Annotated in this window: 14 protein-coding genes; 8 read left to right on the plus strand and 6 right to left on the minus strand. The window is 38.5% G+C overall.

What is annotated here, in order from left to right; translation table 11 throughout:
• The coding region (locus FJR04_RS25560; protein WP_168500165.1) for a molybdenum cofactor biosynthesis protein MoaE at window positions 1–503 on the minus strand (503 nt) is incomplete at its 3' end.
• A 130-nt stretch (window positions 504–633) separates the two neighbouring features.
• On the opposite strand from FJR04_RS25560, the gene FJR04_RS25565 reads away from it, so the two are divergent.
• The 6 genes from FJR04_RS25565 to FJR04_RS25590 all read left to right on the plus strand — a co-directional run bounded on the left by FJR04_RS25565 (window position 634) and on the right by FJR04_RS25590 (window position 6981).
• Window positions 634–1671, plus strand: a complete 1038-nt coding sequence (locus FJR04_RS25565; protein ID WP_168500168.1) for a DMT family transporter — start codon at window positions 634–636, stop codon at window positions 1669–1671.
• A 24-nt stretch (window positions 1672–1695) separates the two neighbouring features.
• Entirely contained in the window at window positions 1696–2778 is a 1083-nt protein-coding gene (locus FJR04_RS25570) for a peptidoglycan-binding protein (RefSeq protein ID WP_168500170.1), read from the plus strand.
• Window positions 2779–2834: 56 nt separating this feature from the next.
• Window positions 2835–3734, plus strand: coding sequence for an LD-carboxypeptidase (locus tag FJR04_RS25575; RefSeq protein WP_168500172.1), 900 nt, complete (start codon window positions 2835–2837; stop codon window positions 3732–3734).
• A 23-nt stretch (window positions 3735–3757) separates the two neighbouring features.
• The gene (locus FJR04_RS25580) at window positions 3758–4864 is read left to right on the plus strand and encodes a methyltransferase domain-containing protein (RefSeq protein WP_168500174.1); all 1107 of its coding nucleotides are present in this window, start codon (window positions 3758–3760) and stop codon (window positions 4862–4864) included.
• Between the two features lie 23 nt (window positions 4865–4887).
• Window positions 4888–5550 carry a glycosyltransferase family A protein gene (locus FJR04_RS25585; protein ID WP_168500176.1) on the plus strand — a complete coding sequence of 221 codons (663 nt, stop codon included), beginning with the start codon at window positions 4888–4890 and terminating at the stop codon, window positions 5548–5550.
• A gap of 177 nt (window positions 5551–5727) precedes the next feature.
• Window positions 5728–6981 carry an ABC transporter substrate-binding protein gene (locus tag FJR04_RS25590; protein WP_254445426.1) on the plus strand — a complete coding sequence of 418 codons (1254 nt, stop codon included), beginning with the start codon at window positions 5728–5730 and terminating at the stop codon, window positions 6979–6981.
• 54 nt (window positions 6982–7035) lie between these two features.
• On the opposite strand, the gene FJR04_RS25595 is transcribed toward FJR04_RS25590, so the two are convergent.
• Window positions 7036–7737: a bifunctional 2-polyprenyl-6-hydroxyphenol methylase/3-demethylubiquinol 3-O-methyltransferase UbiG gene (locus FJR04_RS25595; protein WP_168500180.1), complete on the minus strand. Its 702-nt coding sequence runs from the start codon at window positions 7735–7737 to the stop codon at window positions 7036–7038.
• Between the two features lie 249 nt (window positions 7738–7986).
• Between FJR04_RS25595 and hemE the strand changes: the two genes are divergently transcribed.
• A complete protein-coding gene (gene hemE / locus FJR04_RS25600) occupies window positions 7987–9039 on the plus strand; it encodes a uroporphyrinogen decarboxylase (protein WP_168500182.1) in 1053 nt (350 codons plus the stop codon).
• Between the two features lie 149 nt (window positions 9040–9188).
• Here hemE and FJR04_RS25605 read toward each other — a convergent pair whose 3' ends face one another.
• Window positions 9189–9686 carry a type II toxin-antitoxin system YhaV family toxin gene (locus FJR04_RS25605; RefSeq protein WP_168500184.1) on the minus strand — a complete coding sequence of 166 codons (498 nt, stop codon included), beginning with the start codon at window positions 9684–9686 and terminating at the stop codon, window positions 9189–9191.
• Window positions 9687–9688: 2 nt separating this feature from the next.
• Entirely contained in the window at window positions 9689–10021 is a 333-nt protein-coding gene (locus tag FJR04_RS25610) for a type II toxin-antitoxin system PrlF family antitoxin (protein WP_168500185.1), read from the minus strand.
• A 234-nt stretch (window positions 10022–10255) separates the two neighbouring features.
• Here FJR04_RS25610 and FJR04_RS25615 point away from each other — a divergent pair, with 234 nt between their 5' ends.
• A complete protein-coding gene (locus FJR04_RS25615) occupies window positions 10256–11212 on the plus strand; it encodes an NAD(P)-dependent oxidoreductase (protein WP_168500187.1) in 957 nt (318 codons plus the stop codon).
• Between the two features lie 43 nt (window positions 11213–11255).
• On the opposite strand, the gene FJR04_RS25620 is transcribed toward FJR04_RS25615, so the two are convergent.
• Together FJR04_RS25620 and FJR04_RS25625 are read right to left on the minus strand one after the other, a co-directional pair.
• Window positions 11256–11474 carry an AbrB/MazE/SpoVT family DNA-binding domain-containing protein gene (locus FJR04_RS25620; protein ID WP_168500189.1) on the minus strand — a complete coding sequence of 73 codons (219 nt, stop codon included), beginning with the start codon at window positions 11472–11474 and terminating at the stop codon, window positions 11256–11258.
• Window positions 11475–11543: 69 nt separating this feature from the next.
• Window positions 11544–12851 carry a DUF389 domain-containing protein gene (locus FJR04_RS25625; protein WP_168500191.1) on the minus strand — a complete coding sequence of 436 codons (1308 nt, stop codon included), beginning with the start codon at window positions 12849–12851 and terminating at the stop codon, window positions 11544–11546.
• Window positions 12852–12885 lie beyond the last annotated feature (34 nt).

Consider the following 12885-nt stretch of genomic DNA (forward strand, 5'->3'; position numbering starts at 1 on the left):
TTCCCTATTCCCTGTTCCCTGTTCCCTATTTCCTGTTCACATATACCAATACTTACCCAACTACTAGAACCATCTTGCCAATGTTCCTTTTTCCAAATAGGTGCATTGTGTTTTAGAGTATTAATAGCATACTCACAAGCTGCAAAAGCCTCACCACGATGGGGACAACCGACAGCCACAACCACGCTAATTTCCCCCACTGATAATCTGCCAATCCGATGATATATCACCACAGGATTCACAATAGGCCATTGCTGACGAATATCATCAGCGATTTGATAAAACACCTGTAAAGCCATTGGTTCATAAGCTTGATACTCTAGCGCCACCACAGGCTTACCATCGGTTTGATTACGAACCATACCACTCATCACCACCACTGCACCATTAGCAGGATGATCTGCTTTAGTGTATACCTCTTCTACAGATAATGGTGCTAATGTAATCCCAAAGCTATCTTCCTGCCTGGGTTTAATGGGAACAGCAGATTTAGTTGTAATCATTTTTCATTACCAACAACAGGTACAGACACATTATCATCTGTATTTTACACAATAAACATAAAACGCAATGTTTCTGTAAAATTAGGTAAAGTAATTTTTCTATCCGTTTACTAAAAACTACAATCAGCCCATGCAACTGCAACTCAGTGGATCTAAAAATCCTTTAGCTTATCTATTTTTAATTGCTCCTTTTTTCCTCTGGGGGACAGCAATGGTGGCCATGAAAGGCGTAATTCCCCATACTACACCACTATTTATGGCCGGAGTCAGATTAGTACCTGCGGGGGTGTTAATTCTGATAGCGGCTGCATTTATGGGTAAACCCCAACCTCAAAGTTGGTTAGCATGGTTGTGGATTACGATCTTTGCTGTAGTTGATGGTACTCTCTTTCAAGGCTTTTTAGCAGAGGGTTTAGTGAGAACCAATGCCGGCTTAGGTTCGGTGATGATAGACTCCCAACCGTTAGCAGTAGCGTTACTTTCCCTCTGGCTATTTCAAGAACATATTGGGTTATGGGGATGGTTAGGATTAGGTTTGGGAGTCACAGGGATTAGTCTGATTGGCTTACCAGAAGAGTGGATTTTCCATCTTTTTGAATCAGGAGAGACTATTAATATAGATAATTGGCAATTGTTATTTGCCAGTGGTGAGTGGTTAATGTTACTAGCAGCGTTATCAATGGCTGTGGGGACTGTATTAATTAGGTTTGTATGCAGATATGCAGATCCAGTAACAGCAACAGGATGGCACATGATTATCGCTGGGTTGCCTTTGTGGGGAATTTCTTCAGTTGTAGAAACCCAACAGTGGCAAAATCTTGTGCCATCAGACTGGATAGCTTTAGGATATGCTACTGTATTTGGCAGTGCGATCGCTTATGGTTTATTTTTCTACTTTGCTTCTAGTGGAAATCTCACCAGTTTAAGTTCTCTCACTTTCCTTACACCCATTTTTGCTTTAATATTCGGCTATATTTTCCTCTCAGAAATCCTGACAACTATCCAATGGCTAGGAGTTTTTCTCACCTTAATTAGTATTTATTTAATTAACCAGCGGGAAACCCTGGGAAGAACAAATCAAACAATTACTATCACAGAAACAAATACTCCAGAACAATCATTAGTTTTAGAAGTATCCGCTTTTAAAAAACAAGAAATTCAGAAATAACCAAGTCACCTAGAGATGAGAAAAATGAGGGATAAGTACCAATTACCCATTACCAATTCCATCCTAATATTAACATCTTGTATTTGTCTGAGTTCATATCCTAGTCGCATCATGGCTGCGACAACTAACCCAGCACCTACCCCAGTCACTATTCTCACTCCTGGCACTAAAGATCCAGAAGTTCAAGTTATCCAAGTGCAACTAAAAGCATTAGGTTACTACAATGGCATCATAGATGGAGAATACGGATCTAGCACCCAAAATGCTGTAGCACAGTTTCAGCAACAAAAAGGATTAAAAAGAGCAGATGGTATTGCTGATTGGGCGACGAGACAGGATCTCAAAAATGTTTTAGTAGAGAAAACTAACTGTAACGTTTCTTCTATTGTTAGTAACCCAGAAAATACTCAATCACAACCTCAAACAGAGTATACCTTATGGTTGAGATTAATCAGTGTGGGAATTTTAGGAAGTCTATGCCTATTTTATTATCTGATTCAGAAGTTAGGAGATACAAAACCAGTTCTAGAATCAGAAAATTTAGAAAATCCACTTTTGAGTGCATCTAGTCAAAATCATCCCAAATATTTTTTAAACCCTGCACCAACACTTCCCTCATTACATTCCCTAAATTCCCCAGAATTAATTCTAAAACCACAAAACTCTACCCTGCCTACAATCAGTTTCTTTGATACATTCATGGAAGAGTTACAGAGTGATGATGCGACAAAAAGACGAAAAGCAATTTGGAATATAGGTCAAAAAGGTGACTCGCGGGCAGTTCAACCCCTAGTAGAATTGTTGATGAGTGCAGATTCTCAACAAAATGGGTTAATTTTGTCAGCTTTGGCAGAAATTGGGATTCGCACACTCAAACCAATGAACCGGGCTTTAGCCTTATCAATCCAGAGTGAAAATCCCCAAGTCCGCCAAAATGCAATTCGTGATTTAGTGCGGCTGTATGACATGATGGCACAAATGAGTCAAATTTTACGCCATGCTTTAGAAGATACAGATCCGGAAGTACAAGCAACTGCTAGGTATGCTTTAAATCAAATCAATCGTTTGCGTGTTGTTCCAGATCAACAGAGATTCACGGAAAATTAAGCATAAAAATAGCGACAATCGGCCTATATGATCACCATTATTTACATTTTCTGTTGATGTCAGCCCCTATCTTACCCCCACCCCTCAAACCTGGTGATTTACTCCGCGTCATCGCCCCTAGTGGTGCAGTACGGGAATTGGAGGCTTTTAATCAAGGTGTGGAAATTTGGCGATCGCACGGCTACCGCGTCCAAATTAGCGATCGCCTAGACAGTAGACATGGTTATCTGGCTGGTACAGATGAACATCGTCGTCAACAGTTAGCAGCAGCATGGCATGATCCCGAATGTCGTGGGATCATCTGCGCGAGGGGTGGTTTTGGTAGCACCCGCATTTTAGAAGACTGGAGTTGGCCAGAAAATACAATTACACCTAAATGGTTAATCGGCTTTTCTGATATCACAGCCCTGTTATGGAGTCTCTATAATGCCGGAATTTCCGGTGTTCATGGACCTGTCCTCACTACCTTAGCCAATGAGCCAGAATGGTCAATACAGCGGCTATTGGACATAGTAGAAGGTCGGGCGATCGCACCTTTAAAGGGTAAAGGTTGGGGTGGTGGTCAAGTTACAGGTGTGCTACTTCCTGGTAATCTCACAGTAGCAACTCATCTTTTAGGTACACCACTTTTACCTAACCTTGATGGTGTAATATTAGCATTGGAAGATGTGACAGAACCACCCTATCGCATTGATAGAATGTTAACTCAATGGCGTGCTAGTGGGGCTTTATCTAAAGTCTGCGCGATCGCTTTGGGCGGTTTTACTAAGTGTGACGCACCTCCGAATATACCAAGTTTGAGTATAGAGGAAGTTTTGCGCGATCGCTTAGGTGATTTAGGTATTCCCATTCTCTCGGATTTACCCTTTGGTCATGATAGCCCGAATATAGCCTTACCTGTCGGTGTCATAGCCAGCTTAGATGCAGAATCAGGTACATTAGAAATACAACCATAATCAACTATAAAAATTTGGATTTTATGACTAAACAATATATTCCCAACGCTTTTTTGAAGATAGAAGATGATAAACTATATGCGATTTTTGCTTGGAGTCAACGCACAGCCGAAACTATTACGAAAAAATCTTGGTTAACTATCCTGGAAATATTTGTTCATCAGCATTATTTAGAAACAGCTTATCAAGAATTTCAAAAAATTCAATTTGCACCCATTCAAGATCATGTTATTCAAGAATTAAATAAATATGAACAGCTAATTGCCGAAGCGATAATATTTTTAGCCAATGGGAGTTTAACAATCTTTGGTAAAGGCTTTCGCAGCTTTATCGAACAAGAAATGCAGTTTGAACTAGGAGAATTAAGTAGAGAAAATTACCAAGTTCTGCAAAAACTGTTTTCTCAAATATCCCTAGAAGATGATTTAGCAGCTATTAAAAATTTAGAAGACTTCCAGAAAATAGTAGAACATTTAGAAAAACTAGGTCTATTATCACTAGCACCTCATACTATTAATTGGGGAGATTTAAAGAAAACCGTCCCTATTTGTCAAGCCTTTGGTTTAACAAGAGGAACACCTGTAGATAGATATTATCTCAGTAAATTTCTGACAGAAATTCAACCCCAAATTTTTGGTAATATCCTCGAAATAGGAGGAACACCAAAAGACAAAGACTTTTATCAAGTCAATCCTGGTACATCATATAAAATTCTCAACATAGAAGCAGGACCAGGAGTAGACATAGTGGGAGATGTTCATGAAGAAGCAATTGTAGAACCAAACTCTTTTGATTCGATCATTATTTTTAATGTTTTAGAACATTGTTATGCACCTTGGATAGCAGTAGAAAATATCCAGAAGTGGTTAAAACCAGGTGGAAAATGTTTTGCAATGGTCCCTAGTGCCATCAGACTTCATGCTACTCCTATGGATTATTGGCGGCCTTTACCTGATGCTTTTGCTTGGATATTTAGAAATTTCTCCCAACAAAAACTATATGTTTATGGTAATCCTATTAGTGTCATTGCTAGTTATCATGGCATAGCCCAAGAAGAACTAACAGCAGAAGAACTAGACGCATTTCATCCCGATTATCCTGTAGCTACCTGTATCGTCGCTGAGAAATAAAATTCACCATCTCTAAAATTGCCATGAGTCCTATTAATTTTGATATCCAACCAGAAGTTAGCATCATTTTGTGTACATATAATCGAGGACAATATTTAAATCAATGTATTGATAGTGTCATCAATCAAACTTTTCTAAATTGGGAATTATTAGTTGTTGATGATGGTAGTGATGATCATACCTTTGAAATTGTCAATCCTTATTTACACAAGTCTGTAAATATCCGTTATCTAAAACACAAAAACCGCAAATTAGCTTATTCTAAAAATGTGGGTATTCAAGCTTCATTTAGTCCATATATTACATTTTTAGATAGTGATGATACCTATGCACCTCATCATATAGAATCTCGTCTTAGTTATCTAAAATCTCATCCAGAAATTGATTTGCTACAAGGTGGTTTCTTTTCTGAAGAAGAAATTCTAGTTGCTGATTATTATGAACCAGGAAAAACCATTAATTTAAAAGAATGTGTTTTAGGTCCAACATTTTTTGGAAAACGGAAAGTATTCTTTGAACTAAAAGGATTTAATAATATAGCTTATGGTGAAGATACAGACTTATGGGAACGGGCAGAAAAAATCTTTAAAACTCACAACTTAACTGCACCAGAAACCTATAATTATACCAGGGCAGAAACAAGCATTACCAAGAGTGTTTTAGAGAAGATTTCTGCATCTAAATAATTAAAAGTTCGTAGTGAGGAATTTATTCCTCATTTGAGGACTGAAGTCCTCACTACGAAACTATCTACAGACTATTTTACATTACTTAATCTACTTTGATTTATTCTCGTCTACTTACTTATGGCAAACTTCAAAAGTTATTTTAATCAAGTTATTAATTCTGGTAACAGGTTTTTAATGATCGGATTAATCTGCTGTTTATGTCTTGTACTTACATCTAGTTGCCAAACAACATTACTACCAAAAAATAATGTAATTCATCTGACATTATGGCAAGGGATAAATCCTCCTATCAATCGGGATGTTTTTAATAAACTGGTAAATAAGTTTAATCAACAACATTCTGATATTCAAGTTAACTCTATCTTTGCTGGGGGACTTGATCAACAATTGCCAAAAGTATTAACATCTGTAGTTGGTAATTCATCTCCAGATATTTTATATTTTTATCCACAACTTACAGGACAATTTGTAGAACTGGGGGCAGTTGTCCCTTTAGATGATTGGTTTGATCAATTACCTGTGAAATCTGAAGTTATTCCCAATGCCCTGGATGAGTTAAAATTAGATGATCATCTCTGGTCTATTCCCCTTTATACTAGCAATATCGGTATTTTTTACCGTCCTGACTTGTTTAAAAAAGCGGGAATTACCGAAACTCCTAAAACTTGGGCAGAATTCCGACAAGTTGCTAAAAAACTGACAATAGATAAAAACGGTGATAAACAACCAGAACAATATGGAATTGTCTTACCTTTAGGAAAAGGAGAATGGACTGTTTTTAGTTGGTTTCCTTTTTTATTAAGTGCTGAAGGTGAATTAATTAGTAATAACCTGCCAGATTTAAACAACCCAAAAGCTATTAGTGCTTTAGAATTGTGGGAAAATTTAATTAAAGATGGTTCAGCAGCTTTGTCACCTCCAGAAAGAGGTTATGAAGAAGATGCTTTTCTCACAGGCCGTGCAGCTATGCAAATTACGGGACCTTGGACTTATATCACTAAATCTCAAGTTGATTTTGGGGTATTTCCAATACCTGCAAATATTACTCCCGCGACGGTGATAGGTGCTGGAAATTTGTATGTGATGAAAACCACTTCCGAAAAGGAAAAAGCGGCACTCAAATTTTTAGAATTTGTTTTAAGTGCGGAATTTCAAACAGAATGGAGTATAGGTACTGGTTTTTTACCTGTAAATATTAAATCTATTCAAAGTCAGGAATATCAAACATATTTGCAGTCAAAACCTTGGTTAAAGGTATTTGTGGAACAAATGCCTGTGGCGGGTTCTCGACCAATTGTAGCTGGATATAATCGGATTTCTGACAGTTTGGGTAGAGCAATAGAAGCCACCTTATTAGGTAAGTCTTCGGCAAAAGCTGCTTTAGAAGAGGCTCAAAAAAGGTTAGATGTAATTTGGGCGCAAAATTAATATTTGAACCCACACCAGAAGTCTAAATTCTGGTGTTTTTAATCTTGATTTATGCTAATTAATCTTCCCTTCTTGTTCTAGGAGATATAACTTAGAAGACTGTTCATAAAAAGCTGTAGTTGCAGCAGATTCTGAAGCAATTAGACGACGAATAAGTTCATCAGTTTTTGGTGCTAATGGATGTTTTTCGTGAACATAATCTAAAGCACTGTAGCGATACCAATGAGCTACACCAGGATGAGGACGTAGTTTTTCACGAATACGATCGCCTACTAGAAAATTATGTTCTGTAAATAAGTCATGCCAATATTCACGAGGACGTAAATTAATATGTCCGTCACTTTCTTGGGCTGGAACTGATGCCGAAAATACGACAACTGGAGCAACTTTAGTTAACCAATGTACTAAAATAGGTGAAGTTTCTGGGTTGAGGTGTTCAGCTACTTCTAAAGATAGTGATAAATCAAAAGATTTGTTAGTGAAAAAATTAGCGATCGCGTCTGGATCATTCAAATCCAAAGTGTGGAATTCTACAGAAAATCCCGAAAAATCAGGTTGAGAATAACCGTCAACTGCTGTTACCTTTACTCCTAATTTGGCTAGTTCTTTACTCAAATGGCCAGGACCACAACCAAATTCTGCTACTGTTTTCGGTTGAAAAATGTCTACAATCGTCGTCGCTATAGTTTTATAATCTGTATCAAAGAACCAACTACTAAAATATTCTGATGTGTAAGGAATAGTTTCTAGAGTCATAAGATTTATTTTCGATGATTTTTTGGATATTTTGAGTAGAAACTACACATTAGGAGTAATTCTACTTCAGAAAGTATACACTTATAAGTACCTGTTTTTACTAATTTATTTGGTTAGCAATAACACAGAAGCAACAGCAAGACTTAATTAGTTTGTAAAGTTATGTAAAAGTGTATCTTCAGAAAAAGCTAATCTTTGAATGGTAAGCTAAATGGTGACATATAAAAGTGACTTAGGATGAAGTGTTAAATGGGTGTTTCCTCAACGGCTCCTCTCCTCCTTCGGGCTGCTCGTGGTGAACAAGTAGATCGTCCCCCTGTATGGATGATGCGACAAGCAGGACGATATATGAAAGCTTATCGGGATTTGCGGGAAAAATATCCTTCATTCCGCGATCGCTCAGAAATTCCTGAAGTAGCGATCGAAGTTTCCCTCCAACCCTGGAGAGCTTTCCAACCCGATGGAGTTATTTTATTTTCCGATATTGTTACCCCCTTACCAGGTATGGGGATTGACATGGATATTGCGGAAGGTAAAGGCCCAATTATTTACGCGCCCATTCGCACTAAAGAACAAGTTGATCACCTGCATCCATTAGATCCAGAAGCATCCCTGCCATTTATCAAAACGATTTTGCAGGCATTACGGCAGGAAGTAGGCAATCAATCAACGGTGTTAGGCTTTGTGGGCGCACCTTGGACATTAGCGGCTTATGCGGTGGAAGGTAAAGGTTCTAAAACCTATTCCATTATCAAAAACATGGCCTTCTCAGATCCGACTATACTGCATCAGCTATTAACTAAATTAGCAGATGCGATCGCTGATTATGTGCGCTATCAAATTGACTGCGGCGCTCAAGTGGTGCAAATGTTCGATTCTTGGGCAGGACAATTAAGCCCCCAAGATTATGATACCTTTGCTTTACCTTATCAAAAAATGGTGTTTGAGAAAGTCAAAGCCACTCATCCTGACACACCATTAATTTTGTTGGTGACAGGTAGTGCTGGACTTTTGGAAAGAATGCCTGCTTCTGGTGCAGATATCATTAGTGTAGACTGGGCAGTAGATATGGCAGATGCCAGAGCCAGATTAGGTAAGCACGTGAAAGTACAGGGTAATCTTGATCCGGGTGTGTTATTTGGTTCTAAAGAATTTATCCGCGATCGCGTTTTGGACACCGTTCGCAAAGCCGGCAACTGGGGACACATCCTCAATCTCGGCCATGGTGTACTACCAGAAACACCAGAAGAAAATGTCGCTTTCTTCTTTGAAACTGCGAAAAATCTCAACGCTTTGGTTTAGTTTCTGGTTTATTGGGTGGGTTTTTTACCCACCTGATTTTTATTAACCGCAGATAAACGCGGATGAACGCGGATATTCAATGTTTGACTTTTGACTTTTGACTTCCCGAAGGGTGTCCTGGTTATCCTGATTCTGACTTAAATATTTTTCTAAATTTCTGTTTTGAAAACTTGCTGTAAACGATGATTTTGATTTTCTGCTTCTTTGAGTAAATCATTCCAATCATCTGGAGGATTTCCACTTTCTAGCATTTTTTGGAATACTCGATAAGCGTCGGTTTTACTTTGATATGCTCGCTTGGTGTTTTCGTCATTCACCCAAGCATAAACAATGATTTTACCTTCTTGATGATATCTAAAAAATAATCGGTATTGCTGAAAAAATTTAGCTCTAAACCAGTGTTTATATTCATCCCCCAATGTTGTACCTTGACGATAATCGTTTAATGTTGGATCTTGAGGAATGACATTAAATGCAAGTTTGAATATAGCACCTAGACGTTTTGTGGCGTTTTTCTGTTTGTAGTCTTGAGGATATTTCTGACGTAAATTTTCTACCTGTATGCTCAGTTCTTCTAAATGTTCTAGAAACAAGGAATGAGCAAATATAGTCCATCCATTAATTTTTAAAGGTTGATTTTCAGACAATTTTACTCATCCTCGTCTGATAGTGGTGCATCCAGATCAATTTCTACATCAGCAACTAAGGATTGAATACGGTTTACTAATTCTGCTTTAATTGGTTGTAGATGCTGAGGATTTTTTTGGATGTCCTTGGCGATAAAGTTTAAAAATTCCCACAGGATCGGATCTTCTTCTTGTTGATCAGCGCGAGAAATAACTACTTTACCGTCAGGTTGAATCACATAGCGAATTTTATCACGTTTACCCAAGCCTAGAGCTTTACGCACGGGTTCGGGTATTGTGGTTTGATATCTGTCGGTTAGGGTGGACTCTGAGGATGGTGTGGATTTGACAACCATAACAATTTTGAGGTTTATTCTTTATTTTTAAGGTAATGCAGTTGCATTGTGTTGTCAATGTTTGGGTTTTTGTACGTCCCTTAGATCCCCAACTTCTTTTATTTATTGTGTCCAAAAATTACAAATTGATCTCAGAAGTCGGGGATCTATCTCCTCAAGGAAAAACAAAACTATAATTATGTTATAATTATACACCGTTATCAACCATTCCCAAAAACCCCAACATCAAATTTCATGACTACAAAACGGATTTTAGTTACAGGTGCAAGTGGCTGTATCGGTCACTATATCAGCGAAGCCTTAATTCAAAACACCAATCACGAACTTTATCTATTAGTTAGAAACCCCAGCAAACTACAAGTTGATACTACAGCCCGTCCCGGCATCACCATTTTGCAGGGCGATATGCAGGAAATTAGTAAATTCTCTAATTTACTCAAAACCATTGATACTGCTGTTTTAACAGCCACTTCCTGGGGTGGTGAGGGCATTTTTGATATCAATGTCTTTAAAACTCTAGAATTAATGAGTTTATTAAATCCAGAAAGATGTGAGCAGGTAATTTATTTTTCTACTGCGAGTGTTTTAAATCATGATAATCAACCACTCAAACAAGCAGGAGAAATCGGCACAGATTATATCCGTTCTAAATATGATTGTTTACATCAAATTGAAAAATTAACCATTTTTCCTAAAATTACTACTGTTTTTCCCACCTTAGTTTTAGGTGGTGATGATACAAAACCCTATTCTCATCTCACATCTGGTATTCCCGAAGTTACCAAATATATTAATATTATCCGTTTTTTAAAAGCAGATGGCAGTTTTCACTTTATTCATGGCCAAGATATTGCCACAGTTGTCCAATATTTAATTGATTATCCACCACAACCAGGAGATCCAAGAAGATTTGTTTTAGGTCAATCGGCATTAACTGCTAATCAAGCCATTGAAGAAGTTTGCACTTATTTCCGGAAAAAGATTTATTTCCGCATTCCTATATCTTTAGGTTTAGCTAATGTGATTATTAAATTATTTAGTATTCAAATGGCTGCATGGGATAGATTCTGTATGAATTATCGGCATTTTCGCTATGCTAATGCCATTAATCCTAGCAGTTTTAATTTACCAAATTACTGTGCAACGATGACTGATGTTTTGAAAATTAGCGGTGTGAAAGCTGGGAAATGAATGTGCTAACCCTTTTTGCTTCTTCACGGCGTTCCGCGATTAATTAATCTACCAAACTTCTGTGCTTTGGCACTTGTGAGAACCGAGCTTTCAGCCGCAACTTAATCGTTTCTGCCTTCTCTAGTACCAGCCGCCCGTCTTCCTCACGAGCAATCAGAGCATCACCTGGTTCAAAACCCAGCGATCGCCTTAAAGCGGCTGGAATCACTAAACGCCCCTGGGGACCAAGATGGACTGCTACAGATTTGGATAGTTCATTCATATTATTCTTTATTGTGCCACTTTTTTCCGGTAATGCCACATATTACTAATATATGGCATTAATCTACCCTCATCCACTATTTTCCATTGTTGAATTTTTACTAAAAGTAGGAGTTTCTAAAACGTTGACATCAACTAAAGGTGTGACGTTAAAATTTTGTTTTAATAAATGGGTTTGAATTGATTGGGTCAGGCGATCGCTGATTTCTTGATTAGATGCTGTAACTTGGGGTTGACGCTGCACGTAAATAACACAAAGGAGGGTATCCTGTCCAACAATATTGGAGCGTGTAAAGCGTACATTCGACTCAATTAATTTTGCTAAACCAACTTGTTCTACAGTTTTTTGGACTTCAGCATTGGCACGTTGGGCAAGACTAGAACGTTGGAGATTTGGCGAATTGATAAATTGCCAAGTCAGCAAACCTGCTAAAACCATGATAGTGATCACCAAGGCAGAAAAGAATACTTTTTGTTTACCACGCTGATAACGAGTTCCTTGAGCCGATAACCCAAAAATTCGGAACAAAAGGGCAGCCGATAAATTAATGCCGCATAGTTGCAAAAACAGTAAAAACAGCCCCGAAATTACCATGTCCCATCTGCCAATTGCACTGGACATACCGATAATTCCCGCTGGTGGAGCTAATGAAGCAGCAACTAACATTCCTGTAGCTGCCCCAGATACTAAACTGCTCCGTTCTGACTGCACTAAATTCAGCGCCCCTGCTGCTCCGGCTGCCAATGGTAAAATCACTGCTACTGCCGAAATTTGGCTATTATCTAGCATTAAACTTGTAGGAATTTCTTGCTGTAATATCAGGCTAAGTAACCAAGTAGTGAAAATAGTCACTGCTAAAGCTGCAAAGTATCTGAAAATACTCCTCCCTAAGAGTGGGCGATCGCCCCATGCAGTAGCAATGGCTGTATTCATTGCTGGTCCGGCAAAAGGTGCAATCAGCATTGCCGCCACCAGTAAGTAAGTTGTATTAGTATACAAGCCAATCCAGACCACAAAACCTGCCAGTGCGGCATAACCAAGAAAGCCCCGCCATGAGCCAACACTTTGCAAACCAGAGAGAAAAATCTCAATCGGACTGCGTTCCTCTACATCCACAACCTGCTGCGGTGCTTCTGAAGCTGGTGGTTGCAGTGCGATTACACCAGTGGGGATAAGTGAGATGTGAACTTTAGGTAAGTCTTGCAACTGCTCTACAAATTCCCCAACCTTTTGATTAGAGATGTGAACCATGACTAGATCAATTGGTTCATCTGCATTCCCTTCAAACTGTGCCAGATTTGCACCGTTATGAGATATAGCAATGTCAATAACAGCTTTTCCGTTGCCGCGTGGTACTTGGATAATGAGTTGACGCATTTTCACCTCCTACTAATAACAATTTTGCTTGAGG

The sequence above is a fragment of the Anabaena sp. UHCC 0204 genome (assembly GCF_009711975.1).
Taxonomy (GTDB): Bacteria; Cyanobacteriota; Cyanobacteriia; order Cyanobacteriales; family Nostocaceae; genus Dolichospermum.

What these genes read in the sequence shown, in the direction of transcription:
- FJR04_RS25625 (WP_168500191.1), bottom strand. Translation starts at nt 12,851, where the DNA reads ATGCGTCAACTCATTATCCAAGTACCACGCGGCAACGGAAAAGCTGTT.
- FJR04_RS25595 (WP_168500180.1), bottom strand. Translation starts at nt 7,737, where the DNA reads ATGACTCTAGAAACTATTCCTTACACATCAGAATATTTTAGTAGTTGG.
- FJR04_RS25620 (WP_168500189.1), bottom strand. Translation starts at nt 11,474, where the DNA reads ATGAATGAACTATCCAAATCTGTAGCAGTCCATCTTGGTCCCCAGGGG.
- FJR04_RS25610 (WP_168500185.1), bottom strand. Translation starts at nt 10,021, where the DNA reads ATGGTTGTCAAATCCACACCATCCTCAGAGTCCACCCTAACCGACAGA.
- hemE (WP_168500182.1), top strand. Translation starts at nt 7,987, where the DNA reads ATGGGTGTTTCCTCAACGGCTCCTCTCCTCCTTCGGGCTGCTCGTGGT.
- FJR04_RS25580 (WP_168500174.1), top strand. Translation starts at nt 3,758, where the DNA reads ATGACTAAACAATATATTCCCAACGCTTTTTTGAAGATAGAAGATGAT.
- FJR04_RS25590 (WP_254445426.1), top strand. Translation starts at nt 5,728, where the DNA reads ATGATCGGATTAATCTGCTGTTTATGTCTTGTACTTACATCTAGTTGC.
- FJR04_RS25575 (WP_168500172.1), top strand. Translation starts at nt 2,835, where the DNA reads ATGTCAGCCCCTATCTTACCCCCACCCCTCAAACCTGGTGATTTACTC.
- FJR04_RS25570 (WP_168500170.1), top strand. Translation starts at nt 1,696, where the DNA reads ATGAGGGATAAGTACCAATTACCCATTACCAATTCCATCCTAATATTA.
- FJR04_RS25565 (WP_168500168.1), top strand. Translation starts at nt 634, where the DNA reads ATGCAACTGCAACTCAGTGGATCTAAAAATCCTTTAGCTTATCTATTT.
- FJR04_RS25585 (WP_168500176.1), top strand. Translation starts at nt 4,888, where the DNA reads ATGAGTCCTATTAATTTTGATATCCAACCAGAAGTTAGCATCATTTTG.
- FJR04_RS25615 (WP_168500187.1), top strand. Translation starts at nt 10,256, where the DNA reads ATGACTACAAAACGGATTTTAGTTACAGGTGCAAGTGGCTGTATCGGT.